Annotated in this window: 31 protein-coding genes; 27 read left to right on the top strand and 4 right to left on the bottom strand. The window is 61.3% G+C overall.

Going from position 1 to position 25,739, the window contains the following annotated elements; translation table 11 throughout:
* Positions 1 to 85: 85 nt before the first annotated feature.
* The 22 genes from EIY71_RS11330 (at position 86) to recX (ending at position 18,634) form a co-directional block, all read left to right on the top strand.
* On the top strand, positions 86 to 2,560 hold the full coding sequence (locus EIY71_RS11330) for a phage tail tape measure protein (RefSeq protein ID WP_134021734.1): 2,475 nt from the start codon (positions 86 to 88) through the stop codon (positions 2,558 to 2,560).
* Entirely contained in the window at positions 2,557 to 2,940 is a 384-nt protein-coding gene (locus EIY71_RS11325; RefSeq protein WP_102686573.1) for a phage tail protein, read from the top strand. Before EIY71_RS11330 ends, EIY71_RS11325 begins: the two co-directional genes overlap by 4 nt.
* Positions 2,933 to 3,145 (top strand): tail protein X, encoded by a 213-nt coding sequence (locus EIY71_RS11320; protein WP_085748138.1) that lies wholly within the window; start codon positions 2,933 to 2,935, stop codon positions 3,143 to 3,145. Before EIY71_RS11325 ends, EIY71_RS11320 begins: the two co-directional genes overlap by 8 nt.
* A 9-nt stretch (positions 3,146 to 3,154) precedes the next feature.
* On the top strand, positions 3,155 to 4,183 hold the full coding sequence (locus EIY71_RS11315; RefSeq protein WP_085748139.1) for a phage tail protein: 1,029 nt from the start codon (positions 3,155 to 3,157) through the stop codon (positions 4,181 to 4,183).
* A gap of 61 nt (positions 4,184 to 4,244) precedes the next feature.
* Complete coding sequence (locus EIY71_RS11310) at positions 4,245 to 4,829, top strand: hypothetical protein (RefSeq protein ID WP_085748140.1); 585 nt, start codon at positions 4,245 to 4,247, stop codon at positions 4,827 to 4,829.
* Positions 4,826 to 5,005, top strand: coding sequence for a DUF2635 domain-containing protein (locus EIY71_RS11305; RefSeq protein WP_007954893.1), 180 nt, complete (start codon positions 4,826 to 4,828; stop codon positions 5,003 to 5,005). Before EIY71_RS11310 ends, EIY71_RS11305 begins: the two co-directional genes overlap by 4 nt.
* The gene (locus tag EIY71_RS11300; RefSeq protein ID WP_085748141.1) at positions 5,005 to 6,501 is read left to right on the top strand and encodes a phage tail sheath subtilisin-like domain-containing protein; all 1,497 of its coding nucleotides are present in this window, start codon (positions 5,005 to 5,007) and stop codon (positions 6,499 to 6,501) included. Before EIY71_RS11305 ends, EIY71_RS11300 begins: the two co-directional genes overlap by 1 nt.
* Before the next feature lie 67 nt (positions 6,502 to 6,568).
* Entirely contained in the window at positions 6,569 to 6,916 is a 348-nt protein-coding gene (locus EIY71_RS11295) for a phage tail tube protein (RefSeq protein ID WP_085697365.1), read from the top strand.
* A complete protein-coding gene (locus EIY71_RS11290; protein WP_085748142.1) occupies positions 6,913 to 7,209 on the top strand; it encodes a phage tail assembly protein in 297 nt (98 codons plus the stop codon). The genes EIY71_RS11295 and EIY71_RS11290 overlap by 4 nt, the downstream gene beginning before the upstream one ends.
* A gap of 130 nt (positions 7,210 to 7,339) precedes the next feature.
* A complete protein-coding gene (locus tag EIY71_RS11285; protein ID WP_102686574.1) occupies positions 7,340 to 9,211 on the top strand; it encodes a hypothetical protein in 1,872 nt (623 codons plus the stop codon).
* On the top strand, positions 9,198 to 10,433 hold the full coding sequence (locus EIY71_RS11280; protein WP_102686575.1) for a DNA circularization protein: 1,236 nt from the start codon (positions 9,198 to 9,200) through the stop codon (positions 10,431 to 10,433). The genes EIY71_RS11285 and EIY71_RS11280 overlap by 14 nt, the downstream gene beginning before the upstream one ends.
* Positions 10,434 to 10,436: 3 nt before the next feature.
* Complete coding sequence (locus EIY71_RS11275) at positions 10,437 to 11,480, top strand: phage baseplate assembly protein (protein ID WP_102686576.1); 1,044 nt, start codon at positions 10,437 to 10,439, stop codon at positions 11,478 to 11,480.
* Between the two features lie 27 nt (positions 11,481 to 11,507).
* Positions 11,508 to 12,017: a phage baseplate assembly protein V gene (locus tag EIY71_RS11270; RefSeq protein WP_102686577.1), complete on the top strand. Its 510-nt coding sequence runs from the start codon at positions 11,508 to 11,510 to the stop codon at positions 12,015 to 12,017.
* Positions 12,017 to 12,415, top strand: a complete 399-nt coding sequence (locus EIY71_RS11265; protein ID WP_085748147.1) for a phage GP46 family protein — start codon at positions 12,017 to 12,019, stop codon at positions 12,413 to 12,415. Before EIY71_RS11270 ends, EIY71_RS11265 begins: the two co-directional genes overlap by 1 nt.
* Positions 12,405 to 13,448 carry a baseplate J/gp47 family protein gene (locus EIY71_RS11260; protein ID WP_102686578.1) on the top strand — a complete coding sequence of 348 codons (1,044 nt, stop codon included), beginning with the start codon at positions 12,405 to 12,407 and terminating at the stop codon, positions 13,446 to 13,448. The genes EIY71_RS11265 and EIY71_RS11260 overlap by 11 nt, the downstream gene beginning before the upstream one ends.
* Positions 13,436 to 14,035 carry a YmfQ family protein gene (locus EIY71_RS11255; protein WP_085748149.1) on the top strand — a complete coding sequence of 200 codons (600 nt, stop codon included), beginning with the start codon at positions 13,436 to 13,438 and terminating at the stop codon, positions 14,033 to 14,035. Before EIY71_RS11260 ends, EIY71_RS11255 begins: the two co-directional genes overlap by 13 nt.
* Before the next feature lie 10 nt (positions 14,036 to 14,045).
* On the top strand, positions 14,046 to 15,194 hold the full coding sequence (locus EIY71_RS11250; RefSeq protein ID WP_085748150.1) for a tail fiber protein: 1,149 nt from the start codon (positions 14,046 to 14,048) through the stop codon (positions 15,192 to 15,194).
* Between the two features lie 174 nt (positions 15,195 to 15,368).
* Positions 15,369 to 15,932, top strand: coding sequence for a glycoside hydrolase family 19 protein (locus EIY71_RS11245; protein WP_085748151.1), 564 nt, complete (start codon positions 15,369 to 15,371; stop codon positions 15,930 to 15,932).
* Positions 15,914 to 16,444, top strand: a complete 531-nt coding sequence (locus EIY71_RS11240; RefSeq protein ID WP_102686579.1) for a lysis system i-spanin subunit Rz — start codon at positions 15,914 to 15,916, stop codon at positions 16,442 to 16,444. Before EIY71_RS11245 ends, EIY71_RS11240 begins: the two co-directional genes overlap by 19 nt.
* Before the next feature lie 68 nt (positions 16,445 to 16,512).
* Entirely contained in the window at positions 16,513 to 17,013 is a 501-nt protein-coding gene (locus tag EIY71_RS11235) for a CinA family protein (protein ID WP_102686580.1), read from the top strand.
* 83 nt (positions 17,014 to 17,096) lie between these two features.
* Positions 17,097 to 18,155: a recombinase RecA gene (gene recA, locus EIY71_RS11230; RefSeq protein WP_003222269.1), complete on the top strand. Its 1,059-nt coding sequence runs from the start codon at positions 17,097 to 17,099 to the stop codon at positions 18,153 to 18,155.
* A gap of 8 nt (positions 18,156 to 18,163) precedes the next feature.
* Positions 18,164 to 18,634, top strand: a complete 471-nt coding sequence (gene recX, locus EIY71_RS11225) for a recombination regulator RecX (protein ID WP_039771298.1) — start codon at positions 18,164 to 18,166, stop codon at positions 18,632 to 18,634.
* A gap of 80 nt (positions 18,635 to 18,714) precedes the next feature.
* Here recX and EIY71_RS11220 read toward each other — a convergent pair whose 3' ends face one another.
* Entirely contained in the window at positions 18,715 to 19,833 is a 1,119-nt protein-coding gene (locus EIY71_RS11220) for a TIGR00730 family Rossman fold protein (protein WP_102686581.1), read from the bottom strand.
* Positions 19,834 to 20,186: 353 nt separating this feature from the next.
* Between EIY71_RS11220 and EIY71_RS11215 the strand changes: the two genes are divergently transcribed.
* Positions 20,187 to 20,381, top strand: coding sequence for a hypothetical protein (locus EIY71_RS11215; RefSeq protein ID WP_007954932.1), 195 nt, complete (start codon positions 20,187 to 20,189; stop codon positions 20,379 to 20,381).
* Here the strand turns inward: EIY71_RS11215 and EIY71_RS11210 are convergent, their stop codons facing one another.
* Positions 20,382 to 20,807 (bottom strand): PA3611 family quorum-sensing-regulated virulence factor, encoded by a 426-nt coding sequence (locus tag EIY71_RS11210; protein ID WP_085748156.1) that lies wholly within the window; start codon positions 20,805 to 20,807, stop codon positions 20,382 to 20,384.
* A gap of 189 nt (positions 20,808 to 20,996) precedes the next feature.
* Here EIY71_RS11210 and EIY71_RS11205 point away from each other — a divergent pair, with 189 nt between their 5' ends.
* The 3 genes from EIY71_RS11205 to EIY71_RS11195 all read left to right on the top strand — a co-directional run bounded on the left by EIY71_RS11205 (position 20,997) and on the right by EIY71_RS11195 (position 23,053).
* Positions 20,997 to 21,740: a tRNA-uridine aminocarboxypropyltransferase gene (locus EIY71_RS11205; RefSeq protein ID WP_007954936.1), complete on the top strand. Its 744-nt coding sequence runs from the start codon at positions 20,997 to 20,999 to the stop codon at positions 21,738 to 21,740.
* A 224-nt stretch (positions 21,741 to 21,964) separates the two neighbouring features.
* On the top strand, positions 21,965 to 22,615 hold the full coding sequence (erdR, locus tag EIY71_RS11200; protein ID WP_102686582.1) for a response regulator transcription factor ErdR: 651 nt from the start codon (positions 21,965 to 21,967) through the stop codon (positions 22,613 to 22,615).
* Between the two features lie 75 nt (positions 22,616 to 22,690).
* A complete protein-coding gene (locus EIY71_RS11195) occupies positions 22,691 to 23,053 on the top strand; it encodes a diacylglycerol kinase (RefSeq protein WP_003222276.1) in 363 nt (120 codons plus the stop codon).
* Here EIY71_RS11195 and EIY71_RS11190 read toward each other — a convergent pair.
* A complete protein-coding gene (locus EIY71_RS11190; protein ID WP_007954941.1) occupies positions 23,050 to 23,976 on the bottom strand; it encodes a LysR family transcriptional regulator in 927 nt (308 codons plus the stop codon). The genes EIY71_RS11195 and EIY71_RS11190 overlap by 4 nt on opposite strands.
* A 144-nt stretch (positions 23,977 to 24,120) precedes the next feature.
* On the opposite strand from EIY71_RS11190, the gene fpr reads away from it, so the two are divergent.
* The gene (fpr, locus tag EIY71_RS11185) at positions 24,121 to 24,900 is read left to right on the top strand and encodes a ferredoxin-NADP reductase (protein WP_007908723.1); all 780 of its coding nucleotides are present in this window, start codon (positions 24,121 to 24,123) and stop codon (positions 24,898 to 24,900) included.
* 68 nt (positions 24,901 to 24,968) lie between these two features.
* Here fpr and tsaA read toward each other — a convergent pair whose 3' ends face one another.
* Complete coding sequence (tsaA, locus tag EIY71_RS11180; protein ID WP_165369569.1) at positions 24,969 to 25,667, bottom strand: tRNA (N6-threonylcarbamoyladenosine(37)-N6)-methyltransferase TrmO; 699 nt, start codon at positions 25,665 to 25,667, stop codon at positions 24,969 to 24,971.
* Positions 25,668 to 25,739: the final 72 nt, after the last annotated feature.

The raw sequence follows: 25,739 nt of genomic DNA, 5'->3' as shown, positions 1-25,739 counted from the left end.
AATTCTGGAGTGGGACGCCGAAAAGGCGTTGCGCCGCTACGACATAGCGATCACTCGCCTTGGCGTGAAACAGGAGTAGAGCGGCATGGCAGACACATCGTTTTCGCTGATGTACGCCGCGCAAACCGGCGGCGCAGGTTCCGGTTTGTCGGCAGGGGGATCGGCCACGGACAGCCTGATCAAACCACTGTCCGAACTGAAAGAGGCGCTGCTCACGGCCAGCCTGGACATCCGCAGTCTGGTGCGTGAACAGATCAAACTCGGCGCCGTTGTCCTGGGGCTGAACACGGCCATGGCATCGTTCAAGGTGCCAGTTGTAACTGCCGCGCCGGCGGCAGGCGGCGAGAGCAAGTCAAAGCTCAAGGCTGAGATTGAACAACGCTCGCCGCCGGCCTACCTGCAATCGGACATGGCCCTGGAAACCGCCATGGCCCAGCTCAAGCAGGTTCAAGGCCTGAGTGGCGACCTCGACACGCTGTCGAAAGCCAACCTCAAACTGGCCACCGACAAACGGGTTGCCGGCAGTGGGGCGACGGTCGTGGATCTGGTGCAGGTCGAGGTCGCGGCTGGCAGATCCGGGATTGGCGCCGGTCTCAAGGGCGCCGACAAGGAACAAGTGCTGCTGGACTTTGCCCAGGATGCAGCGGTCAATGCGTCGGCGTTCGGCATCAGCCTGAAGTCGGCCGGTGAAATGCTGTCGGCCTGGCAAGTTTCGATGAAACTGGATCGCGCTCAAGGTCAACTGCTGGCCGATGCGACTCAGCAACTGGGCAACAGCGGACTGAATGCGACGGCTGCCGATATCGGTTCGGTCGTGCAGCAATCCGGCGAGTCGGCCGTTGCAGCGGGGATTCTGCCCGAGCAGTTGGCGGCGCTGTCAGCCGCGTTGCTCAACGCTGACGTCGACAAGGCCGGGGCCGGGGCAGCGGTGAAAAGCATCAGCGCAGCCCTGGGCAAAGGCACCCAAGGCTCGGCGGCCGAGCAGTCGGCGTGGAAGGCGTTGGGGCTTGATCCCGGCAAGCTGACCGAAAACGTAGCGGACAACCTTGTCAAAGCGTTGGCGACATTGAAGCAACAACCGGCAGAGCAGCAAGCGGCGCTGGTCAAGACACTTTTCAGTGGCGACGACGGTGTACGCAAACTGCTGGCGAAACCTGAAGACCTGCAAAAAGCATTTGCGCTGGTCGCTCCGGCCAGACTGGAAGGAACGTCGACGCTTGTGTCCTCGCAAGCGGCCCAGAGCAGCCTCGCATCGCCATTCAAGGGTGAAGGAGGCGTGCGTCAATGGATGGGCAAGCCCGGTGAAGCACAGACGCCGATTTCATTGCTCAAGCCCAATGATCCACTGACACCGGCTTACAGCGGCGCGATTGAATGCAGCGCCGAGCCTGCGGGCAAAGACCCGCAGCGAAGCTGGAACGCGTTCGATGCCAGTCTCAATCGTCTGATCACGGCGTTGGCGCCGGATGCGACCGGCACGCTGGACTCGCTGACGAATATGACCAATGGCGTGGCCGATATGGCTGAAGCCCATCCCAAGACCTCGACGGCATTGGCCCTTGCGGGCGCTGGACTGTCGGCCATCGTAGTCGCGGTGATGGCCAAGGCATTCGGCAATTTCACCGACAAACTGCTCAAGGGCGTCGCTTCAAAATTGCCGTTCGGTCTTGGCGGTCTGATTGCCGATATTGAAGACCCGAAAGCGAAGAAAACGTCCGCCGGAAATAGCGCGGGCCATGACTGTTGCTGCTGCAAACCGCTGGGTGGCGGGACAGGCGGCAAGCTCAAGCCTCGCCAGTCAAGCATCAGGGCTCGAGTCGGACGTGAAAAAATCGGTCGGGTGACCCCTCGGGCACCACGGATCAGTGCACCGTCGGCACCGCTCGCGCCGCCGACTCGACCCGTTTTGCCCCTCATGTCCGGCACGCCCATACCGGGAACCATGACGGCATTTGCAGGCTCATCAGCCGTCAGTTCTGCACCGGCCGCTCCACTGTCCGGTTCTTACGCCAGGGCAGGCAGACTGCTTGCCAGACGGGCACCGCCGCTGCGGTTGCTCAGCGCCGGATACGAAATGGTCACCGGCGTCATGAAGGGCGATAAGCGTGCCGTCGTGTCGTCGGGTGCATCGTTAGCGGGGTCGTCTGCCGGTGCCGCTGTCGGTGCTGCACTGGGTACGTTGATTCTGCCGGGTGTGGGCACCATGGTCGGCGGCTGGCTGGGGAGCATGACGGGCGGGGCCATCGGTGATTCCCTGGGCGACAAGCTAGGGAAACAAGTCGATCGTCTCGGCACTCCTGCACAGGTCAGTAAAGACCTGATCGCGACCTCGGCGACCTCCACGATCCCCGCGGCGCTTGCCACCACAGCCTCTACAGCCGCGAGCCAGCCTGTCACGTTCAACTCCACCATCCACATCAACGGTCAGGATCAGGGCAGCGCCCAGGCACTGGCCAATCTGGTGGTGCAGACAACGATGAGCCAGTTGGGCCAGATCATGCCGACCAATCCGCTCGCCACACGACGTGACGCAGCCCTGACCGATGGAGTCGCCACATGAAACAACAAATGGCACTGGGCAGTTTCATCTTCGGACTGTCCCGGGATTTTGCGTACAGCACGCTGGCGCGAAAGTCCGATGGCGGCTGGACTGACCTGCAGATTCTCAACAGCAAACCCAGATCCCACCAGACAGGACAGAAGCCCGAATCCCTGACCATCTCCGGCACCTCGATGTACGCCGTGGCGATGGAGCGGCTCGATGAGCTGCGTGCGCTGCAAGCGTTGCGAGTACCGCTGCCGTTGATTGACGGCATCGGCCGCAACTGGGGTTTGTGGCGGATTAACAGCATCGACGAAAACCAGAGCGAGGTCATCGATGACGGCACCGCGATGGTGATCAAGTGGGTCATCGGATTGTCGGAGTTCAACAATGCGTAAGGTACGAAGCGTGGCCGGTGACTCGGTGAATCTTTTGCTGTACCGCGAAACCGGTCGCAGCGATGACAGCGCCGAAGAAGCCCTGTGGACACTCAGCCCGACCCTGGCCGAGCACGGCCCGATACTGCCGGCAGGTGTCTGGGTGACGCTGCCGGAGCTCGACTCGAAACCGGCTGCAATCAAACCGGTTCTGGCTTGGGATTAAGGAGGCTGCATGGCACAGGGATTTACGCCGGCGATCGAAATCTACGGCGCCCACAAGGACCTGCTGAACCAGCGCCTGATCAGTTGGGAACACATCGATGCCGCCGGCATGGAGTCCGATCAACTGACGCTGGTGCTCGACTTGGAAGGCCTCGAAGGCTTGCCGAGCCTGGGCGGAACCATCGGCCTGCGGGTGGGTTATCTGGAGACCGGACTGGTGGAAAAGGGCCAGTTCAAGGTGACCCGACTGACGCCGACGCTGTTCCCGCTGCGCCTGACGCTGGTCGCGACCGCCGCGCCTTTCAGCGGCAAGGACGACACCGGATTCAAGGAACGGCGCACGGCCAGTCATGGCCCTACAACCCTTGGCGGACTGTTTCGCGAGCTGGTCTCGAGACACGGATTCTCGCCGCGCGTCGACCCCGAGCTGGCGCTGATCAGGATCGCCCATGTCGACCAGTCGAACGAAACCGACATGGGCTTCATCACACGCCTGGCGAAAAAGTACGACGCGGTGGCCAAGCCGTTCAACGACCTCTACGTGCTGGCGAAACCGGCGCAACTGAAAAACCTGTCGGGACAGGTCATACCGGACGTCAGGCTGTCGGTCACCCATAACAATCGACCGGGCGATCACGCCTTCATCAGCGCCACGCTGGAAGAAACCGCCCGAACCCAGAATCAGGGTTGCAAAACCTCCTTTTGGGACAGTGCACTCGGCAAACTGCGCGAAGTGGTCACCGGTTCCGAACCCTACAAGGTCATCCGCCAGAGACTGGCCAGCGAAGAAGAAGCCAAAGCCATCGGCGAGGCCGAAGTGCGCAAGATGCTGCGCGAGAAATACAAGCTGAAGGTCACCTGTCCGGGCGATCCGTTGCTGGCGGCCGAAGGTCTGCTGGTGCTCGACGATACCTGGCCGGATTTCATGCGCGGGCGCTGGTCGATTGAAAAGGTCACGGCCAGCGGCAAGCGCGAGGAAAGCTATCGCTGTCTGATCGAAGCAAACGGCCGGGATCCCGAGGCAAAAGCCAGGGACTGATCCCCCGATCTCACCGCCACACACCTCACTGTGGCCACTCACACATCCTGGAACGCTCCCCATGAAGATCTCCCCGATCCTCACGCAGCTGCGTGCGCAATGCCCAAGCCTTGCCGGCCATATCGCGACAGGTGTCGACCTGGTGCTTCTGCAAGGCGACCCGAATCTGCCGATGCCCTCGGCCCATGTTTTACCGCTGGCTGACGTAGCCAGCGCCAGCACCGCACAGAACTCCCTCAGCCAGCCGATCCGCGACCGCTTCGAAATCATCCTGGCACTGGATGCCACGGACGCCACAAAAGCGCTGGATCTGTTGCACGACCTGCGCGCCGAACTGTGGCGTGCGCTGGTGGGGTTCAAACCCGATTCCAACTACAGCGCCATCGTTTACGACGGCGGCGAAACGGTCTCGATCAACAGCAGCCGCGCGTTCTACCGGCTGCGCTTTTTTGCCGAGTTCCAGCTGGGCCGCAATCTGCCAAGTCAGCCTGCGGAGAGCTGGCACGAACGCGAACTGGACGGTTTGTCGTCCTTTACCGGGGCCACTGTGCGGGTTGATGCGATCGACCCGGCCGACCCCAACCTGAAACGCCCGGGCCCTGACGGGCGCGTGGAACTGACTTTCTCTGGAGACGTAATCCCATGAGCAACCGCATCACCGTAGTGCCGGCTGCCGGCCGTGCCGTGCCGGACCCGGAAGCAGGCGACCTGCTGCCACTGGAAGGCCGTGAAGTGCTGGACAGCGCCTGGTGGCGCCGGCGTCTGGCCGACGGCGATATCACCCTCAAAACCGCAACAGCTAAACAAAAGGGAGCCAAATAATGGCGATCGGATTCAGCAACATCCCTGCGGACATTCGTGTACCGCTGTTCTATGCCGAAATGGACAACTCGGCCGCCAATAGCGCGACCTCGTCCATGCGTCGCCTGATCGTGGCGCAGGTCAACGACGACATCGCTCCGGGCGAAGTCGGCAAACTGGTGCTGGTTTCCAGCGTGGCGCTGGCCAAGAGCATTGGCGGCCAGGGCTCGATGCTCGCGTCCATGTACGAAACCTTCCGCAAGGCTGACCCGATCGGCGAGATCTGGTGCCTGCCGCTGCACAACGCTACCGGCGCCATCGCCAAAGGCGTCGTGACCCTGACCGGCACCGCGACCCAGGCTGGCGTGCTCAACCTGTATGTCGGCGGCGTCCGCGTACAGGCCACTATCGCCAACGGCGCCACCGCCGCACAAGCGGCCACTTCGCTGGCGCAGAAGGTCAACGCCACCGCCGATCTGCCGGTGAGCGCGACCGTCGCAGAGGGTGTCGTAACGCTCAACGCCAAATGGACTGGCGACAGCGGTAACGACATCAGTCTGCAATTCAATCGCCTGGGCAAGAGCAACGGCGAAGAAACGCCGGCCGGCCTGGTCACCGCGATCACGCCGATGATCGGTGGCGTCGGCGTGCCGGATCAGGTGGCAGCGGTTGCTGCGCTGGGTGACGAGCCTTTCGAGTTTATCGCTCTGCCATGGTCCGACCTGGCCACCCTCAACACCTGGCAAGCGGTGATGGACGACAGCACCGGTCGCTGGTCGTGGGCCAAGCAACTGTTCGGTCATGTGTACAGCGCCAAGCGCGGCACCGTCGGCACTCTGGTGGCAGCCGGTCAGGCGCGCAACGACCAGCATGTGACCATTCAGGCGCTGGAGCAGGGCGTTCCGCAACCGGTCTGGGTGCAAGCCGCCGCATTGACTGCGCGCACCGCCGTGTTCATTTCCGCCGACGCCAGCCGTCCGACCCAGAGCGGCAGCCTGCCGGGTGTTGACCCGGCCCCTGCCAGCGAGCGCTTCACCCTGACCGAGCGTCAGTCGCTGCTCAACTACGGCATCGCCACCGCGTACTACGAAGGCGGCTACGTGCGCATCCAGCGCTCGATCACCACCTACCAGAAGAACGCCTACGGCCAGGCCGACAACTCATACCTGGACAGCGAAACCATGCACCAGTCGGCGTTCATCGTGCGTCGTCTGCAAAGCGTGATCACCAGCAAATACGGTCGCCACAAACTGGCCTCCGACGGCACCCGCTTCGGCGCCGGCCAGCCGATCGTCACGCCGGCAACCATTCGCGGTGAGCTGATCGCCCAGTACGCCAAGCTCGAACTCGAAGGCCACGTGGAAAACGCCGAGCTGTTCGCCGAGCACCTGATCGTCGAGCGCGACGTGCAGGACCCGAGCCGCGTGAACGTGCTGTTCCCGCCGGATTACATCAACGGTCTGCGCGTGTTCGCACTGCTCAACCAGTTCCGACTGCAGTACGACGACGTCGCCTGATCGGCGCGTTTGACACTGTGATTTCAGCCCACCTTGCGTGGGCTTTTTATTTGAAGGGAGTAACACCATGGGTCAACTGATTGCAGGCACCTGCTACGTCAAGGTCGACGGTGCACAACTGACTATCAACGGCGGCTGCGAAGCCCCGCTGATGGCCGTCAAACGCGAAACCGTCGTGCCGGGTTTCTACAAGGAAACCGACGTCGCGCCGTCGTTCAAGGTGACCGCGCTGCACACCGCCGACTTCCCGCTGAAGAAGCTGATCGAAGGCACCGATATCACCGTCACCTGCGAATTCAGCAACGGCAAAGTCTACGTACTGGCCGGTGCCTACCTGGTCGAAGAGCCAGTCTCCAAAGGCGATGACGCCACCATCGAACTGAAATTCGAAGGCATCAAGGGGACCTGGCAATGAGCGGCGCCGTGAAGCTTCAAGTTGCGATCGAAGCTCACGGCGAGCCCCTGACCGAACTCGTCCTGCGCCGTCCGACGGTGCAGGAGGTGCGAGCGATCAAGGCGCTGCCGTACAAGATCGACAAGAGCGAAGAGGTCAGCCTCGACATGGACGTGGCGGCCAAATACATCGCCGTGTGCGCCGGCATTCCGCCGTCGTCGGTCAACCAGCTGGACCTGGCTGACCTCAACGCGCTGAGCTGGGCCGTTGCAGGTTTTTTCATGAGTGCGGCGTCGGAACCATCACCGACCTGATTTCGGTCGCCTATGACCTGGCCTGGTTCTGGAAGGTTGACCCCGAACAGATGATGGCCAGGCCACTGGATGTGCTTCGCGAATCGCTGGAGCACGCGCAACGGATCAATGCGATGCAGCAGGTGCAGTGATGGCTAATACACAATTGAGCCTGATCCCGCAGAACTTCCCCGTCACGGTCAACATGCTCGTGGTGCTCAAGGGCGCCGAGAAAATGGAGGCCGAGATGAAGGGGCTGCGCGGCAAGGTCGCAGCATTCAAGAAAAGCATGGAAGACAGCGGCCTGGAGCCGCTGGATGTCGCCGGATTCATTTCCGAAGGTGGCCTGCTCAAGCCGTTTCAAGACGGCATCAAGAAGGCCATCGAAGCGCAGGATGCGCTGGCGAAGAAAGTCCGGGCGAACAAGGGGCTGAAAGTGCCCAAGGTTGTGCACGGAGAAACCTCGGCCAACCTTGAGAAGTTCAACAAGGCACTGGACAAGGTATCGCTGAAGATCGGTCAGGCGCTGTTGCCGGCAGTCAACAGCATCGTCACCGCTATCACGCCGGTGATCACCTCGATTGGTCAGTTCCTCGCGAACAATCCGTACCTCGTCGAGGGACTGGCTGCCGCGGCGGTGGCGTTCACGGTGGTGACGGTCGGTGCAATGGGGCTCGTCGCAGTGCTGGGCATCCTGGCTTCACCGATCGGCCTGGTTGCTGCGGCCATCGCCGGGGCTGTGGCGCTGATTGTGATTGGTGCGCGCCTGATCACCAACAACTGGTCTTCGATTTCCGGGGTCTTCAGCAAAATGTGGACTTCCACCCGTGAAGCCTTCGATAGCGGAGTCACGGCGGTGAAGGAGGGGCTGGCTTCGATGGGCGCCTCGATCGGCAAAACGTGGGATGAGACGCGTGAGCTGTTCTCCGCTGGCGTCGACACCGTCACGAAGTTCTTCGACGAGACCGTGGCGAGCGCGACGGCGGGTATCGAGGCACTCAGTACGAAGTTCTCTTTCTCGCCTCGCGAGGTGATGGACAAGGCGCTGGCAACCGCCGGTACAGTCATCAGTGACTTCTTTGACAGTACGATCGCCAGGACGAAGGCGGGTATCGAAGCACTCAGTGCGAAGTTCTCTTTCTCGCCTCGCGAGGTGATGGACAAGGCGCTGAAAACCGCCAGTACGGTCGTCAGTGATTTCTGGGACAGTGCGGTCGCCAATGCAACGACCGGCATCGAAAAACTCAAGGCCTCGTTCTCGTTTTCGCCCCGTGAAGTGCTGAGCCAGGCGCTGGCCACTGCCAGTGGTGTGGTCGGTGATTTTTACAACGGCGTGGTAGCCAGCGCAGGGGCGGGTGTGGAGTCGCTCAAGGCGCGGTTCAGTTGGTCGCCGATCCAGACCATCAACGAAGCCTGGCAGCCGGTCACTGATGTGTTCTCGGCGCTGCGGGATGTCGTTGGGGCTTCCATGGCCTCGTTGCAGGACAGCTTGCGCCGAGTGTTCGACGTCTTGCCTGTGGAGTCCGCAACGGCGGCCTGGGGTGGCGTGACAGGCTACTTTTCCGGTTTGTGGGCATCGTTGACCACGGATGCGCAATCGGTGAAGGGTGTGTTCGGTGACCTTTTCGGCCAGTCTCCGCTGGACTCGATCAAACAGAAGTGGGAGCCCGTCATCGTCTGGTTCAGTGATATGTGGACGAGGCTGCAGAGCATCTTCGGACAGGTCAAGGAACTGCTGGGTGGCCATTTCTCCGGATTCTTCGAAACCGTAACCGGCAGCGCTGCGACACCTGCGGGGGCGGCCGGGTTGAACAGTCCGTTGCCACAGTCCTCCAGCGCCCTGATCCAGCAAAGTGCCGCCAACAGCCGCACGCAACTCGAAGGCGGCCTGACGGTGCGCTTCGAAAATGCGCCGGCCGGGCTGCGTACCGATCAACCGCAAACCAATCAGCCGGGCCTGGCGCTGTCTTCGCGCATCGGCTATCGCTCGCTGTCCATGGGAGGTTCCAATGAACTGGCGTGACCGTTTGGTGCCGGCGTCCTTTCGTGGGGTCGGTTTTTGGGTCGATCAGGCGAAAACCCCGGTCGGCCGCAACGGGCAATTACACGAATATCCGCAACGCGACCTGCCGTTTTTCGAGGACCTGGGCCAGCAGGCCAAGACCCACGACCTGACGGCTTTTATCGTCGGCCCCGATTGCCTCGAGCAGCGCGACAAGCTGCTCAAGGCGCTGGAGCAAGGCAGCGGCGAACTGGTGCATCCGTGGCTGGGGCGCCTGCAGGTCAAGGTCGGCGAATGCGATATGACCCACACCCGCCAGGACGGCGGGCTGGTGACTTTCGCACTGAAGTTCTATCCCGACCGTCCTTTGCCGTTTCCGACCGCCACCGTCAGCACGCAGAAGGTGCTTCTGGCCAAGGCTGATACCTTGCTGGGTTCTGCGGTGGCACGTTTCGAACAGGCCATGACCCTGATCAAGGCTGCGCGGATCGGCATCGCCAATCTGCGCAATAGCCTCACCGGGGTCTATGACGTGATCAAGGAACAGCTCAAGCCACTGATCGAGCAGTACAAAGAGATCACCGAGCTGGTCAAGGCCGTCAAGGAACTGCCCAAGGAAGTGGCGGCGGAGTTCAAGGGGCTGTTGGGCGATATCAAGGAGCTGAAGGCGTTTGCGAAGGAGGGCTATCGTGGCGTGATTGCCGACGTGTCCCAACAGATCGAAGCCATCCGCAAGGCCGATGCGCCGAAACTCACCACCGGCAAGGACACCACGGCAGCGGCGCAGGCCATGGCCGATCTGGTGCAGGACACGCTGATCGTGAAAGTGGCGCAGTGGGTCGCCTCGATGCCGGTGGCTTCGACACCGGTGAAACTGACGTCGACGCCCACGGTGGCGCAACAGGCGATTCAACCGGTCACCCGCCAGGAAGTGCCGGTCACCGACGATCTGCAACTGCTGCAAAAAGAGCTGGTCGAGGCGCTCCAGCTGGCGCAGAACAAGGCCGATCCCGCGCACTATCAAGCCATCAGCGATGTGAAGGAAGCGCTGATCGCGCACCTCAAGGCTGTGGCGTCGTCCGGTGTGCGACTGGTCAGCAAGTCGTTTCAGGAAAGCCTGCCGGCGCTGGTCGTGGCCTACAAGCAATTTGCCGATGCGACCCGGGTCACGGAAGTGACCCAGCGCAACGGCATCGCTCATCCGGTGTTCTCACCCAACGATGTGAAAGTCTCCAGGGAGTGAGCCATGGACGAGATGGACAACCACGTCACACTGACGGTCGGCGACATGGAATATGGCGGCTGGAAAAGCGTGGAAATCAGCGCCGATCTGGAGCGCCAGTTCCGCACCTTCAAACTCGATATCACCTGGCAATGGCCGGGACAGACCGTCGATCAGCGGATCAAGGCCGGCGACCCGTGCGAGGTGAGGATCGGCAAGGATCTGGTCCTCACCGGATACGTCTTCAAAGCCCCGATCAGCTATGACGGGCGGCAGATCAGCCTGAGTGTCGAGGGCAGTTCCAAGACCCAGGATCTGGTGGATTGTGCGGCGCGAAACATCCCCGGCCAATGGCAGGATCAATCGCTGTTGAACATCGTCCAGGCCCTGGCCGGGGAATACACGCAGTTTGTGGTCAACGAGATTCCCGAGACTGCACGCCTGAGCAAGCACACGATCGTCCCGGGTGAAACGGTGTTTCAGTCGATCGATCGTCTGCTCTCGCTGTACCGGGTGTTTTCCACCGATGACGCCGAAGGTCGACTGGTGCTGGCCAGACCGGGCAGCGGCGGCCGCGCCAGCGATGCGCTGGTGCTGGGCAAGAACATCCTGTCGGCCAACGCGCCGATGGATTACAGCCAGGTGTTCTCCGAATACCGGGTGATCGGCCAGCAAAAGGGCAACGACAAGAAGAGCGGGGCGGCGGTCAGCGAGGTTGAATCCAGTGCGACCGATCTGACGTTCAAGCGTCGACGCACCACCATCATCAACGAAGGCTCGCAACTCACGTTCGAACTGGCCCAGCAACGGGCCCAGTGGGAAAGCGCCACGCGCATGGGCCGGGCGCTGACCACCACCTATCAGGTGCAGGGCTGGCGCCAGTCCAACGGCGATCTGTGGCGCCACAACACGCTGGTGAAGGTCAAGGATCCGGTACTCGGGTTCGATGAAGACATGCTGATTTCCAAGGTCACGTACTCGTTGTCGGCGCAAGGCTCGGTGACCACCCTGCAAGTGGCGCCGCCGCATACCTTCGACGCCAATCCGATCCCACCGAAAAAAGCCTGAGCCGGCACCTCCCTCCAAGGAAACCCTATGAGCCTACTGACACGCCTGCTGGCGCGCGGCACTGTCGTGCTCGCCAGTTCGGCCTCCAAGCTGCAATCGCTGCAAATGCGCCTCACCGCCGGTGAAGTGAACGACGACGTGGAGCACTTCGAACCCTACGGTTTCACCAGCCATCCATTGGCCGGTGCCGAAGGCGTCGTCACGTTTCTCGGCGGTGACCGCTCTCATGCCATCGCCCTGGTGGTCGCTGACCGTCGTTACCGCCTGCAATCGCTGGCGGCCGGCGAGGTGGCGATCTACACCGACGAGGGCGACAAAATCCACTTCAAGCGCGGGCGGATCATCGACATCGAAACCGCCACGCTCAATATCCGCGCAAGTACGGCCGTGAACTTCGACACACCGGTGATCAACCAGACCGGCAAGATCTTGTCCACCGGCGATCAGGTGGCCGGCGGCATCAGCCAGATCAAGCACGTGCACGTCGGCGTGCAGGCCGGTAGCGGCCAGACCGGTGCGCCGGCGGGAGGCCAGTGATGTTTATCAGTCAAAACCTGCACGCCGCGCTGACTCGCGCGGTGTTGATCAGCCTTTTTACCTGGCGCCGCGCTGCCGACGACGATGCCCTCGACGACGAGGAACGTTACGGCTGGTGGGGCGACACTTTTCCCACCGTGGCCAATGACCGCATCGGTTCGCGGCTGTGGCTGCTGCGTCGGGTCAAGCTGACCCGCCAGACACAGATGGACGCCGAGTTCTACGCCCGTGAAGCCTTGCAATGGCTGATCGACGACGGCCATTGCAGCGCCATCGACATCATCAGCGAACGCCTCGACGCCCAGCGCCTGAACCTGCGCACGGTCCTGACCCTGGCCGACGGCGAGCGTCTGGACATCAACCCTGAAAACAGTTGGCAGGTGATCTATGCCGTTTGAAACCCCTTCGCTGCCGGTGCTGATCAAGCGCACCCAAAGCGACCTGGCCGGCGATTCGCTGCGCCAGTCCGATGCGCAAGTCCTGGCCCGCACCCTCGGTGGTGCGGTCTATGGACTGTATGGCTATCTCGATTGGATCGCCGAGCAGATCCTGCCCGACACGGCCGATGAGTCGACCCTGGAACGGATCGCCGCCCTGCGCCTGAACCAGCCGCGCAAATCCGCGCAGGTTGCCACCGGCAGCGTCAGCTTCAGTGCCAGCGCCGGAGCGGTATTGGATGTCGATACGTTGTTGCAATCGAATGACGGCCGGACTTACCGGGTCACTGCCGCACGCACCACCAGCAACGGCGTCAACAGCACGACCATTGCGGCCCTGGATCCCGGTAGCCAGGGCAATGCCGATGCCGGGCTGACACTGGTGCCGGTGCAACCGATTCTGGGCATTGCCGGTAACAGCTTTACCGTCCTGGCACCCGGGCTGACGGGCGGCATCGCCCGGGAAAGTCTGGAGTCCCTGCGTTCGCGGGTGATCCGCTCCTACCGCCTCATTCCTCACGGCGGTTCGGCCCAGGACTACGAGACATGGGCGCTGGAGTGCCCCGGGATCACCCGGGCATGGTGTCGCGGCAACTTCCTGGGGCCGGGCACGGTCGGCGTATTCGTCATGCGGGACGACGATGCGCAGCCCATCCCCAATGACGAGCAGCTCGCTGAAGTACAGGCCTATATCGAACAGTTGCGGCCGGTGACGGCGGATGTGCGGGTGCTCGCCCCGGTGCAAGTGTTGGTCAGCTACAAGCTGCGCATCACCCCCGATACCAGCGCAGTGCGGGCAGCGATCGAAAGTCAGCTGCGTGACTTGCACAACCGAGAAGCCGGGCTGGGGGAGACCTTGTTGCTCAGCCATATCTCCGAAGCCATCAGCAGTGCGACCGGTGAGACCGACCACTCGCTCACCTCTCCAAAAGCCAACGTGACAGCCGCCAGCAACGAGTTGCTGACCTTTGGAGGTTGCGAATGGCTGTCCTGAGAAATGCCGAGCAATACCGCAGTCAACTGCGCAGCCTGCTGCCCAGTGGTCCGGCCTGGGAACTGGAGCGTCTGCCGGAACTGGGCCAGGTGCTCGATGGCATCGCTGCGGAGCTGGCACGACTGGATGCGCGCGCCATCGTCCTGCTGAACGAGATGGATCCGGCTGGCGTCAGCGAGCTGGTGCCGGACTGGGAACGGGTCATGAACCTGCCGGATCCGTGCCTTGGCGCTACGCCCCTGTACGACGATCGACGCCTTGCCGTACGCCGGCGATTGCTGGCGGTGGGCGGACAGACGGCCGCGTATTTCATTCAGATCGCTCGCAGCCAGGGCTATCCGGACGCCACCGTCACCGAACTTCGGGCACCCCGCATGGGGCGCTCAAGGTTTGGTCAGGCGCATTTCGGGACCTGGAAGGCGCAGTTCATGTGGGTACTCAACACCGGTGGGCGCCTGTCGCTGGGCCGTCGTTATGGCGCCAGTTACTGGGGCGAACGTTTTGGCATGAACCCGGGCTCTGCCCTGGAATGCCTGATTCACCGCAGCGCACCGGCTCATACGCAGGTGCAGATCAATTATGACTAAGGAATGAATAATGGATTATCCAAAGAGTGTGCCCAGCGTTGGACTGGTCAATGGCAAGTTTGTCGATGAAAACCCGGTGGCGGGAACGCCCGGTTCGCTGATTCCGGCGATCTGGGGCAACTCCGTCACCGATGAATTGCTGGGCGTGATCAAGGGCGCCGGTGTGACTCCCGACGAAGTCGATCTGGGGCAACTGTTGCTGGCTGTGCGCAGGATCAATCAGACCGGGCTGGTCGATTACGCGATGGACACGGGCACAGCCAATGCCTATCGCGCCAACTATGCGCCGGTCGTTCTCAATGTGGTGGACGGGTTGGTGCTGCGTTTCAAGGCCCTCAATGCCAACACCGGTGCCAGTACCTTCTCGGCCAACGGACTGGCGGCCAAACCGATTGTCGGGGTTGACCACAACGCGGTTCAGGAAGGGGAGATCACGGCATCCGGCGACGTGTGGGTGCAGTGGAACAGCACCATTGCCGGTGGCGTATGGGTGATGATCGCGAGCACCGGCATGGTCAAACAGACCGGCAGTGACATTGGTGATATCAAAACCGTAGCCACGGCAGAGCCGCCCAAGGGATGGCTCAAATGTAATGGTGACATTGTTTCCCGCACGCAATATGCGGCGCTCTTTGCGGCGATCGGCACGCGATTCGGGGCCGGTAATGGCAGCACGACTTTTGCCCTGCCGGATCTGCGCGGCGAGTTCGTGCGGGGCTGGGACGATGGTCGCAAGGTCGATAATGCTCGAGTTCTGGGCAGTGCCCAGGCCGGTCAGAACCTTTCGCATACCCACGGCGCTTCGGCGGCGGCGGCAGGGGCGCATGCCCACGGTGCTTCGGCGTCCGTTGCCGGCAATCACGCCCACTCCGGTATCACCAATGAGTCCGGGGATCACCAGCACGGCATTCTGGCTTCGGGTAACAACACTTCCTATGGCCGTCAGGGTACGGGCAGTGGCCCTGGTGACTATGCCGCCGTCACGGCTCCAGGCGGTAATCACGCGCACGGTCTCTATATCAACGCGGCCGGTGATCACTCGCACGCGATCACGGTCAACGCTGTGGGTGATCACACCCACGCGGTGACGATCGCTGCAGACGGGGGCAATGAAGCACGCCCACGAAACGTCGCGCTGCTTTACGTCATCAAGTACTGAACCGGGTACCGCAGGCAGCACAGTGCGTGCCTGCGGATCACTTCGGTTTCGCCTTTCCATTTGTCAGTCACGGGAGCGAACGACGGTACTCCTGAAAATTCTGGCAAAAAATGGCTGGCTGGCATCAGCCTGCAGCCATGGTTCAATCGGAGCATCCAGGGAGGACCGAGCATTATGCAAATTACTGAAGACAACCTACTCAACATCATGCCCAACGCCCGCCGCCAAGCGGGCGTTTTTGTTTCACCGCTCAACGACGCCATGGCCCGCCATCGCATCGATACACCGAAACGCATCGCTACGTTTCTCGCTCAGATCGGACACGAGTCCGGGCAATTGCAGTACGTACGTGAGCTGGGCAACAACCAGTACCTGAGCAAATACGACACCGGTACGCTGGCCTTGCGCCTGGGCAACACGCCCGAGGCTGACGGCGACGGGCAGAAGTATCGCGGGCGCGGGCTGATCCAGATCACCGGGCGCAGCAATTATCGTCAGTGCAGTCTCGGACTTTTCGGTGACGAGCGCCTGCTGGCCTTGCCTGAGTTGCTCGAACAACCGCAATGGGCGGCGGAGTCCGCGGCGTGGTTCTGGGAGAAGAATGGCTTGAACGAACTGGCGGATCAGGATCAGTTCAACAGCATTACCCGGCGGATCAACGGCGGGTTGAACGGCTTGCAGGATCGCCTCGACATCTGGGCGCGGGCGAGGGCGGTGTTATGCCAGCCTTCGGTCTGAAGTTCTGGTGTGTCATCGGCGCTTTGCTGCTGGCCGGTGGTTTGGCGACGCTGGCCTGGCAGGTCCAGGACTGGCGCTACGAAGGGCGGCTGGCCGAGCAGGCCCGGCTGCATGCCGAAGCCCTCAATCAATTGACTCTGACCGCCGCCACAGCGCAACAGGCCGAGCAGGACAAGCGCCTGGCCCTGGAGCAACGGCTCACGGCCAGTGAACAAACCCATTATCGAGCACTGAACGATGCCCAACGTGATCAGGATCGCCTGCGCGATCGTCTTGCCACTGCTGATCTGCGCCTGTCAGTCCTCATCGACGCAGGCGACGCTGCCCAAGGCTGCGGTGTGCCAGCCACCTCCGGCGCCGGCGGCGTGGATCATGCAGCCGTACGCGCCCGACTTGACCCGGCGCATGCTCGACGAATTGTCGCCATCACCGGCGAAGGCGACCGCGGACTGATTGCCTTGCAGGCCTGTCAGGCCTATATCAGAGCGCTGGCGCCTGCACATTTTGAATAAGCTTGTGTATTGAAAGCGCAACCGGCTCGTGTACGGTGGTACCCATTCCATCCGATCCGGAGCGCGCCGTGAAAGAAATCACCCAACTGGCGGCCGAACTTGGCCGACGTCTGCAATTGCTCAATGCCCACGTCACGACGGCCGAGTCCTGCACCGGTGGCGGGATTGCCGAAGCCATCACCCGCATTCCGGGGAGTTCGGCGTGGTTTGAGGCGGGTTACGTGACCTATTCCAACCGCCAGAAAACCCAGCAGCTGAATGTACCGATGGAGCTGTTCGGCACCGTGGGCGCGGTCAGTCGCGAAGTGGTCGAGGCCATGGTGCGCGGCGCCCGGGAAAAAAGCCTGGCGCGGTTTGCCGTGGCGGTCAGCGGCGTGGCCGGGCCGGACGGTGGTTCGCCGAACAAACCGGTGGGCACCGTCTGGCTGGCGTGGGGTGTGGGCGACACGGTTTCCAGCGAGGTCCAGCACTTCCCCGGCAACCGCGACGAAGTCCGCCGACAAACGGTGAAGGCCGCGCTAGAGGGCTTGCTGCGACTAGCGGCACGAGAAATCGAAAATCAGGGGTAGGCGATCCGTGAACGCTGTGGAATAATACTGGCTACTTATACAGGTGTTGGCCGTCAGGCCTTATTGATTACGTGAGGACTTTAATGGACGACAACAAGAAGAAAGCCTTGGCTGCGGCCCTGGGTCAGATCGAACGTCAATTCGGCAAGGGTGCCGTAATGCGTATGGGCGATCAGGACCGTCAGGCGATCCCGGCCATTTCCACCGGCTCTCTGGGTCTGGACATCGCACTCGGCATCGGCGGCCTGCCAAAAGGCCGTATCGTTGAAATCTACGGTCCTGAATCTTCCGGTAAAACCACACTGACGCTGTCCGTGATCGCCCAGGCTCAAAAAGCCGGTGCGACCTGCGCCTTCGTCGACGCCGAGCACGCCCTCGACCCTGAGTACGCCGGCAAGCTGGGCGTCAACGTCGACGACCTGCTGGTTTCCCAGCCGGACACCGGCGAACAGGCCCTGGAAATCACCGACATGCTGGTGCGCTCCAACGCCGTTGACGTGATCATCGTCGACTCCGTGGCCGCACTGGTGCCAAAGGCTGAAATCGAAGGCGAAATGGGTGACATGCACGTGGGCCTGCAAGCCCGTCTGATGTCCCAGGCGCTGCGTAAAATCACCGGTAACATCAAGAACGCCAACTGCCTGGTGATCTTCATCAACCAGATCCGCATGAAGATCGGCGTGATGTTCGGCAGCCCGGAAACCACCACCGGTGGTAACGCGCTGAAGTTCTACGCTTCGGTTCGTCTCGACATCCGCCGTACCGGCGCGGTGAAGGAAGGCGACGAAGTGGTCGGCAGCGAAACCCGCGTCAAGGTTGTGAAGAACAAGGTCGCTTCGCCGTTCCGTCAGGCCGAGTTCCAGATTCTCTACGGCAAGGGTATCTACCTGAACGGCGAGATGATCGACCTGGGCGTGCTGCACGGTTTCGTCGAGAAGTCCGGCGCCTGGTATGCCTACGAAGGCACCAAGATCGGTCAGGGCAAGGCCAACTCGGCCAAGTTCCTGGCGGACAATCCGGAAGTCGCGGCCAAGCTCGAGAAGCAACTGCGTGACAAACTGCTGTCGCCAGCCGTGATCGCCGACTCCAAGGCTTCTGCGGTCAAAGAGACCGAAGACGACCTGGCTGACGCTGACATCTGATTGCACCGATGACAACCGCCGTACTCGATACCCTCGTCGCGGTGCGGCGAACCGCCATGGACCTGCTCGCACGCCGCGAGCATGGTCGAGTTGAGCTGACGCGCAAACTGCGTCAGCGTGGCGCTCCCCCCGAGATGATCGAAACAGCCCTCGACCGTTTGACGGAAGAAGGGCTGCTTTCCGAAGCCCGTTATCTTGAAAGCTTTGTTTCCTATCGCGCCCGCTCCGGTTACGGCCCACTGCGGATTCGTGAAGAACTGAGCCAGCGCGGTTTGCAACGCGCCGATATCGAACTCGCCTTGCGCGAGAGCGGTATCAACTGGCAAGAACAGCTAACAGACACGTGGCAACGGAAGTTCTCCGGACAGCTTCCTGGCGATGCCAAGGAACGCGCCAGACAAGGTCGATTCCTGGCGTACCGGGGATTCTCGATGGAGATGATCAACCGCTTGTTCAGCGGCAGAGGGATGGACGATTAAATTGTTCCAGCTTCAGCTCAGCTTCATCTGAAAAATAAAAACGGCCCGCTATTTCGATAGCGGGCCGTTTTTTTTTGCCTTCACGTTACCTTCGACGGTTCGCGAGTGCGTTGCGCGGTTTGGGGTTTTGAGTGGGCCCAGTTTTCCGGCAGGTTGATGTAGTCCACCAGCTCCCGCAGACGCCCGTGATCCCGGGCATTGAAGGCGAATGCCAGGCGCGTCAGGTGGCTGAATTGAGCATCGTCGTGCTCTTCGCCGGCGTAGGCGTGTTGATGGAACTGGTCACTCAGGCACAAATCGGCAAACGCTTCCTGCATATGCTCCAGGGCCTGATCGCTCAACTTGTGGTTCATGCGAATGACAAACTGGCGCTTGAGCCAACGGCTGGAGTGGAAGTTGCCGTAGAACTGGTTGATCTGCTCCACCGCCTCTTCAACGTTGTAGACCAGGCGCACCAACTTCAGGTCGGTCGGCAGAATGTAACGGTTTTCCTCCAGTTGCTGGCGAATGAAGTCCAGCGCGCCTTGCCAGAAAGTCCCGCCCGGTGCGTCCAGCAGCACCACCGGCACCAGAGGGCTTTTGCCGGTCTGGATCAGCGTGAGCACTTCCAGCGCTTCGTCCAGGGTGCCGAACCCGCCGGGGCACAACACCAGCGCATCGGCTTCCTTGACGAAGAACAGCTTGCGGGTGAAGAAGAAGTGGAACGGCAGCAGATTATTGGTGCCGTCCACGGTGGGGTTGGCATGTTGTTCGAAGGGCAGGGTGATATTGAACCCCAGGCTGTGATCGCGGCCGGCACCCTCATGGGCGGCGGCCATGATTCCGCCGCCGGCACCGGTGATGACCATCATGTTCGAGCGGGCCAGCGAGGCTCCGAGTTCCCGAGCCATGGCGTAAAGGGGATGTTCGACCGGGGTGCGAGCCGAACCGAACACTGTGACCTTGCGTCGCCCCTTGAACTGTTCAAGCGTGCGAAACGCCTGCTCCAGTTCGCGCAGGGCTTGCAGGGTGATCTTGGCGTTCCAGCGGTTGTGGTCTTCCTGGGCCATGCGCAGCACGGTCAGGATCATGTCGCGGTAGATGGGGGAATTCGGGCTGTTGGGTGATACCAGGTTGAGTTGTTCTTCGACCTTGCTGATGAGGTCGTGGCCGCTTTCCTGAAAATGGCGGCTGAGCAGGTCATTCGGTTGGTAAGGCATGCAACTTCTCCTTCTGCACAGAGCTTCCGGCCCTGACGTGCGGCGTCAGTGCCGCGCTGCAAGAAAACAAACATCCGGCAGCTCCTTTCCTGCCGTTAGAAAAATGAACGGGAATACGTTGAATCTAGACCCTCAAAGCATTTTTCGCTCATTGAACATCGCGCCGCAAAGTCTTTCCTGGCAACTGCTTATTGCCGCTTTTCGAAGTGTTTTCACCGCTCGTCCGATGCCACGTCGAGGGCTGAATGCTCTGATTTACTAAGTTAAAGGCGCCGTACGATAACTTTGCGTCAACGACCGTACGCAAGGTGCACGCTATTCAAGGATTTGCGGGTGGCAAGGAGGCAGGACACATGACCAGAGTCATTCTGGAGATCGATACGCAGCTGTATCGGTTGTTGAAAGCATCGGCCGAGACCAACCATGTGAGTCTCGAAGAGGAGTGCTGCCGACGCCTGGCGGGAGGGGATCGCCGCTCGCGGTACTTGCAGGCCTTGCTGGCCGAACTGCGCGCCGAGGATGAACAGCGGCGCGCCACGTCGAGATGATTACTTCTTCTTCGCTGGAGCCGCTTTCGGGCAATCCGATTCCTGGTAGCTGGCGGAGCCGATCGCCTTGTTGCTTTTCACTTCGGTGAATTCATAACGCATGATCGCGCCTTTGGCCATCAGCTTGCGGTACGACGGATTGTTGCAGACCGAGGCGCCCAGCTGAAAATACACGGCTTTGGGATCGGCGCGCATTTTGTCGGCGTGGCTCTTTTGCACGCTCAGGTGATTGACCAGCGTGGTGCCTTCGACGGTGTAGCCCTGATCAAGAATGTCTTCGTTGATCGCCCGTGGCGTGCCGACGCTGCTTTGTGCGGCGACATTGCGCAGCTCTCGGTTCAGATTCTGCTCACTCAGGGATGCAGCCTGAGCGCTGAAGGACGAGGCCAGCAGAATGGCAGCGGTGGGAACGATAAGGCGCAGCATGAAACTCTCCTGGTTCAGTGACTGGTGGTTCGACCAGCCACGTGACTGTGCGTTCAGTGGCGGCGAATTATAGGGGAGCCGGTCGGGAGGGTACAGGCTTGTGCCCGTCGCTCTGGTAAACTGCCGCCCTTTATTGCCCTGCCGAGTGTCGTTCGTGTCGAGTTTTCCTGTCTGCCGGTGCCGCCTGCGATGAATCATGCCCCCAACGCCGTGGCCCGCCTGCGCGATCAGCGCGAGGACGAAGGCATCAAGCCGATCCAGGCCCGTGGCTTTCGCTCCCCGCGCTGCCGCGATTGCCGGGTGATCATCAGCCATTGCCTGTGCGCCTGGCGGCCAACCGTCGATACACGCTCGGGCGTTTGCCTGATCATGACCGGCAAGGAAGTGTTCAAGCCAAGTAACACCGGTTGGCTGATCGCCGACATCGTGCGCGACAACCATGCCTTCATCTGGTCGCGGACCGAGCCCGACGAGCAACTGCTGGCGCTGCTGAACGACCCGCAATGGCAGCCGTATCTGGTGTTCCCCGGCGAGTACGTCGAACCTTCGCGGGTGACCAACACCGTGGATCTCGATAGCAGCAAGCGCCCGCTGTTCATCCTGCTGGATGCGACCTGGACCGAAGCCCGGAAGATTTTCCGCAAGAGCCCGTATTTCGACCGTTTGCCGATACTCAGCCTGTTGCCCGACAAACTCTCGCGCTATCGCCTGCGCCGCTCGACCCGCAGCGAGCACCTGTGCACCGCCGAAGTGGCGGCGCTGTGCCTGGAGCTGGCCGGTGATTCGGACGCGGCATCGGCGCTGGATGCCTATTTCGATGTGTTCAGCCAGCATTACCTGGGGGCCAAGCAGCAACTGGACGTCAATGTGTCGACGCCGGCCCACGCCGAATTGCTGCCCTATATCCGAAACGCGGCGCCAGTACCGGCCTGATCCTGGCCCATACTGCTAAAGCAGTGGCCGTGCGGCTTGACCACCCCGGCTTCGCTGGTCATGCTTGGCGCCGATTGGGGTGCGGCCAAGGTTTGAAACGCCGTTTTTGTTCGTGATTGGCGTTGAACGTGCCCCTGTGGATGCCGCTGCCGGGCGGTGTCTGGATTTGCCTTGGCACGGCTCGAATGCGCGAGCCTGCCATCAAAAACAGGATCATTTGAAAAATGGCCACATACGACATCCTGATTGCCGATGATCACCCTCTTTTTCGTAGCGCACTGCATCAAGCGGTGACGATGGGCCTTGGCCCGGACGTACGCATGGTGGAGGTGGCGAGCATCGCCGAACTGGAATCCCGCCTGACCGAAAAGGCTGACTGGGATCTGGTGCTGCTGGACCTGAACATGCCGGGCGCTTTCGGGTTTTCCGGGCTGGTGATGCTGCGCGGTCAGTACCCGCAGATTCCGGTAGTGATGGTTTCGGCCCAGGAAGAAGCCTCGGTGATGGTCAAGTCTCGGGAATTCGGTGCCAGTGGTTTCATCCCCAAATCCAGCGACCTGAGCGTGATTCAGGAAGCGGTGCGCAAAGTGCTGGATGGCGACGTGTTCTGGCCGCCCCAGGCGTTCGAAGCGGTCAGCGTTTCGGATGAAGCCAAAGCCGCCAGCGATGGCCTCGCCAGCCTGACACCCCAGCAGTTCCGGGTGCTGACCATGGTCTGCGAAGGCTTGCTGAACAAGCAGATCGCCTACGAGCTGAGTGTGTCGGAAGCGACCATCAAGGCCCACGTCACGGCGATTTTTCGCAAGTTGAACGTGCGGACCCGGACCCAGGCAGCTTTACTGCTGCAACAACTTGAGTCAATTCCGAGCCAGTAAGCACTGGCGTCTTCACGCTTTTTTGACTTTCGTTGATCTAGCTTCCCCACTTCCTTTCGGTCGGTTATCTACTTTATGTCACCTTTCAAGGGCCAGACGGGCCTGAAACGCATCCTCAACGCTTCCGGTTACTCGCTGGACGGCTTGCGCGCCGCCTTCACTGGCGAAGCCGCATTCCGCCAGTTGGTGCTGCTTAACGTGGTACTGATTCCGCTGACGTTTTTCCTCAATGTCAGCCGGGTCGAGCAGGCGCTGCTGATCGCCGTGTGCCTGCTGGCGCTGATCGTCGAGCTGTTGAATTCAGCGGTGGAGGCGGCCATCGACCGTATCTCGCTGGAGTTGCACCCGCTGTCCAAGAACGCCAAGGACATGGGCAGTGCCGCGCAATTCGTGGCACTGAGCATGATCGCCCTGGTGTGGGCGGTGATTCTGCTTTAAGCGATGCTCGGCAGAACGATCTCGTCGCTGCGCTGCACCCCGGCGGTGAAGGCGCGGCACAGATCGAGGAATTCGCGCATCGCGGAGGTCTGGTACTTCTGCTTGTGCCAGATGAAATAGAACTGCCGCGCCAGATCCAGATCCGGCGTCTCCACCGGCACCAGGCTGCCGCGACGGAAGGCGTCACGCAGCGCCAGACGCGAAATACAGCCAATCCCCAGACCTGATTCCACCGCGCGTTTGATCGCTTCGGTGTGTTCCAGCTCCAGCCGGATGTTCAGCGCGCTGCGATGATGACGCATCGCCTGATCGAAGGTCAGGCGCGTCCCAGACCCCTGTTCCCGCAAAATCCATGCTTCATGAGTCAATTCCTCCATGGTCGCGCTGCCGCGCTTGGCCAACGGATGTTGTGGGGCGCAGAACACCACCAGTTCATCCTCGACCCAGCTCTGCACTTCGATGTCCGGGTGGCTGCAATCGCCCTCGATTAGACCCAGATCAATTTCGTAATGAGCCACTTGTTGCACGATATTGGCAGTGTTCTGCACATGCAGCTTCACCTGGCTTTCGGGGTGGCGCTGCATGAAACCGCCGATCAGCAGCGTCGCCAGGTAATTGCCGATGGTCAGGGTAGCGCCCACCGACAGCGAGCCGAAACCGGATTTACCGTTGAGCAGGTCTTCGATTTCCTTGGCCTGATCGAGCATGGCCACCGCTTGCGGCAACAACTGTTTGCCGAGGGCGTTGAGGCTCAGGCGTTTGCCGGCGCGGTCGAACAGCTGGCAGCTGGACTGGCGCTCCAGTTCGGTGATGGAAGTGCTGGCGGCCGATTGCGACAGGTTGAGCAGACCCGCAGCACGGGACACGCTTTCCTGCTGAGCGACAGCGACGAAGACTTGCAGTTGACGAAGAGTAAATCGCATATCGATATAACCGATAACCCTTATCTTAATAATCCAGTTAACAGATATTGTCGGCGCTATTAGAATGCGATGCAATTGCGCACCGTCGGCATTCTTCAACACGAGCCGGGCAGGCGCAGATCAATCTCCAGGAGTCCCACGTACATGAGCAACATGAACCACGAGCGTGTCCTCAGTGTTCATCACTGGAACGACACTCTGTTCAGCTTCAAGTGCACCCGCGATCCGGGCCTGCGCTTCGAGAACGGTCAGTTCGTGATGATCGGCCTGCAACAGCCAAACGGCCGCCCGCTTATGCGCGCTTACTCGATCGCCAGCCCGAACTGGGAAGAGCATCTCGAGTTCTTCAGCATCAAGGTGCAGGACGGTCCGCTGACCTCCCAGCTGCAGCACCTGAAGGAAGGCGACGAGATCATCATCTCGAAAAAACCGACCGGCACCCTGGTGCTGGACGACCTGAACCCGGGCAAGCACCTGTATCTGCTGAGCACCGGCACCGGTCTGGCGCCGTTCATGAGCGTGATCCAGGACCCGGAAACCTACGAGCGCTTCGAGAAAGTGATCCTGGTTCACGGTGTTCGTTACGTCAACGAAGTCGCCTACCGCGAATTCATCACCGAGCACCTGCCGCAGAACGAGTTCTTCGGCGAGGCGCTGCGTGACAAGCTGATCTACTACCCGACCGTGACCCGCGAACCGTTCGAGAATCAGGGCCGTCTGACCGACCTGATGCGCAGCGGCAAGCTGTTCAGCGACATCGGCCTGCCACCGATCAACCCGCAGGACGACCGCGCGATGATCTGCGGCAGCCCGAGCATGCTCGACGAGACCAGCGAAGTGCTCGACAGCTTCGGCCTGAAGATCTCGGCGCGTATGCGCGAGCCGGGTGACTACCTGATCGAGCGCGCATTCGTCGAGAAGTAATCCCGACGATGCCAAAGAAAAGCCCGCGTTGCCTGAGAAGGCAGCGCGGGCTTTTTCGTTTTCGCGATTCAGTCAGCGGCGGGGATGACTTCCAGGACGCGGATCTGCTCAGGCACAGGGTAATGCCAGCGCACGTCCAGATCCCAGAACTGCGCGCCGTATTCGCGTTCGGGCGCGGGCGTCTGATAGGCCGGGCGCGGATCCTGGGCCAGGCACTGCTCGATCAGCTCGACCAGCGGCTCGGCCAGGCGCTGAGCGTGCGTGTGCGCCTGTTGCAGCGCCGCGTCCGTCCACTGCACGTCGATCAGTTGCGGCGCGGCACTGGCGATGCTGTTGGAAGCGTCAGCAATGATGTCGGCGTACGGCACGTAGGGTTTGACGTCGAGAATCGGCGTGCCATCCAGCAAGTCGATGCCGGAAATGAACAGGCGGTTGGCCTCGACCTTGTCCAGCTTCACCACCGACTGGCCGATGCCGTTCGGCCGGTGCGTGGCGCGGGTGGCGAACACGCCCATCGACTTGTTGCCACCGAGGCGCGGAGGGCGGACTTTGAGTCGCGGCTTGTCTTCCAGCGCCTGATGGAACAGGAACAGCAGCCAGACATGACTGACCTGCTCCAGCCCTTGCACCGCGTCACCCTGATCGAAGGGTGCCACCAGTTCCAGCACGCCACGGGCGGCGGGGGCCAGTTGCGGCTGGCGCGGGATGGCGAACTTCTCCTTGAAGCAGGAGCGGACGAAGCCGATTGGGGAAACGCTGTAAGTCATGGTTTGCATTCGAAGCGGAGCAGGGCTGGCATGATAACCCGTCCGGCCGCCAGTCTGGTGCTGGCAGACCTG

It is taken from the genome of Pseudomonas sp. CH235 (assembly GCF_004368175.1).
Classification (GTDB): domain Bacteria; phylum Pseudomonadota; class Gammaproteobacteria; order Pseudomonadales; family Pseudomonadaceae; genus Aquipseudomonas; species Aquipseudomonas paraglycinae.
Note: the sequence above shows the minus strand (reverse complement) of the source record. Positions and strands in the feature narration are given on the sequence as shown.

Bases quoted from the DNA above. Each gene is read 5' to 3' on its own strand.
- EIY71_RS11330 (WP_134021734.1), top strand. From the start codon at position 86: ATGGCAGACACATCGTTTTCGCTGATGTACGCCGCGCAAACCGGCGGC.
- EIY71_RS11325 (WP_102686573.1), top strand. From the start codon at position 2,557: ATGAAACAACAAATGGCACTGGGCAGTTTCATCTTCGGACTGTCCCGG.
- EIY71_RS11320 (WP_085748138.1), top strand. From the start codon at position 2,933: ATGCGTAAGGTACGAAGCGTGGCCGGTGACTCGGTGAATCTTTTGCTG.
- EIY71_RS11315 (WP_085748139.1), top strand. From the start codon at position 3,155: ATGGCACAGGGATTTACGCCGGCGATCGAAATCTACGGCGCCCACAAG.
- EIY71_RS11310 (WP_085748140.1), top strand. From the start codon at position 4,245: ATGAAGATCTCCCCGATCCTCACGCAGCTGCGTGCGCAATGCCCAAGC.
- EIY71_RS11305 (WP_007954893.1), top strand. From the start codon at position 4,826: ATGAGCAACCGCATCACCGTAGTGCCGGCTGCCGGCCGTGCCGTGCCG.
- EIY71_RS11300 (WP_085748141.1), top strand. From the start codon at position 5,005: ATGGCGATCGGATTCAGCAACATCCCTGCGGACATTCGTGTACCGCTG.
- EIY71_RS11295 (WP_085697365.1), top strand. From the start codon at position 6,569: ATGGGTCAACTGATTGCAGGCACCTGCTACGTCAAGGTCGACGGTGCA.
- EIY71_RS11290 (WP_085748142.1), top strand. From the start codon at position 6,913: ATGAGCGGCGCCGTGAAGCTTCAAGTTGCGATCGAAGCTCACGGCGAG.
- EIY71_RS11285 (WP_102686574.1), top strand. From the start codon at position 7,340: ATGGCTAATACACAATTGAGCCTGATCCCGCAGAACTTCCCCGTCACG.
- EIY71_RS11280 (WP_102686575.1), top strand. From the start codon at position 9,198: ATGAACTGGCGTGACCGTTTGGTGCCGGCGTCCTTTCGTGGGGTCGGT.
- EIY71_RS11275 (WP_102686576.1), top strand. From the start codon at position 10,437: ATGGACGAGATGGACAACCACGTCACACTGACGGTCGGCGACATGGAA.
- EIY71_RS11270 (WP_102686577.1), top strand. From the start codon at position 11,508: ATGAGCCTACTGACACGCCTGCTGGCGCGCGGCACTGTCGTGCTCGCC.
- EIY71_RS11265 (WP_085748147.1), top strand. From the start codon at position 12,017: ATGTTTATCAGTCAAAACCTGCACGCCGCGCTGACTCGCGCGGTGTTG.
- EIY71_RS11260 (WP_102686578.1), top strand. From the start codon at position 12,405: ATGCCGTTTGAAACCCCTTCGCTGCCGGTGCTGATCAAGCGCACCCAA.
- EIY71_RS11255 (WP_085748149.1), top strand. From the start codon at position 13,436: ATGGCTGTCCTGAGAAATGCCGAGCAATACCGCAGTCAACTGCGCAGC.
- EIY71_RS11250 (WP_085748150.1), top strand. From the start codon at position 14,046: ATGGATTATCCAAAGAGTGTGCCCAGCGTTGGACTGGTCAATGGCAAG.
- EIY71_RS11245 (WP_085748151.1), top strand. From the start codon at position 15,369: ATGCAAATTACTGAAGACAACCTACTCAACATCATGCCCAACGCCCGC.
- EIY71_RS11240 (WP_102686579.1), top strand. From the start codon at position 15,914: ATGCCAGCCTTCGGTCTGAAGTTCTGGTGTGTCATCGGCGCTTTGCTG.
- recA (WP_003222269.1), top strand. From the start codon at position 17,097: ATGGACGACAACAAGAAGAAAGCCTTGGCTGCGGCCCTGGGTCAGATC.
- recX (WP_039771298.1), top strand. From the start codon at position 18,164: ATGACAACCGCCGTACTCGATACCCTCGTCGCGGTGCGGCGAACCGCC.
- EIY71_RS11220 (WP_102686581.1), bottom strand. From the start codon at position 19,833: ATGCCTTACCAACCGAATGACCTGCTCAGCCGCCATTTTCAGGAAAGC.
- EIY71_RS11215 (WP_007954932.1), top strand. From the start codon at position 20,187: ATGACCAGAGTCATTCTGGAGATCGATACGCAGCTGTATCGGTTGTTG.
- EIY71_RS11210 (WP_085748156.1), bottom strand. From the start codon at position 20,807: ATGCTGCGCCTTATCGTTCCCACCGCTGCCATTCTGCTGGCCTCGTCC.
- EIY71_RS11205 (WP_007954936.1), top strand. From the start codon at position 20,997: ATGAATCATGCCCCCAACGCCGTGGCCCGCCTGCGCGATCAGCGCGAG.
- erdR (WP_102686582.1), top strand. From the start codon at position 21,965: ATGGCCACATACGACATCCTGATTGCCGATGATCACCCTCTTTTTCGT.
- EIY71_RS11195 (WP_003222276.1), top strand. From the start codon at position 22,691: ATGTCACCTTTCAAGGGCCAGACGGGCCTGAAACGCATCCTCAACGCT.
- EIY71_RS11190 (WP_007954941.1), bottom strand. From the start codon at position 23,976: ATGCGATTTACTCTTCGTCAACTGCAAGTCTTCGTCGCTGTCGCTCAG.
- fpr (WP_007908723.1), top strand. From the start codon at position 24,121: ATGAGCAACATGAACCACGAGCGTGTCCTCAGTGTTCATCACTGGAAC.
- tsaA (WP_165369569.1), bottom strand. From the start codon at position 25,667: ATGACTTACAGCGTTTCCCCAATCGGCTTCGTCCGCTCCTGCTTCAAG.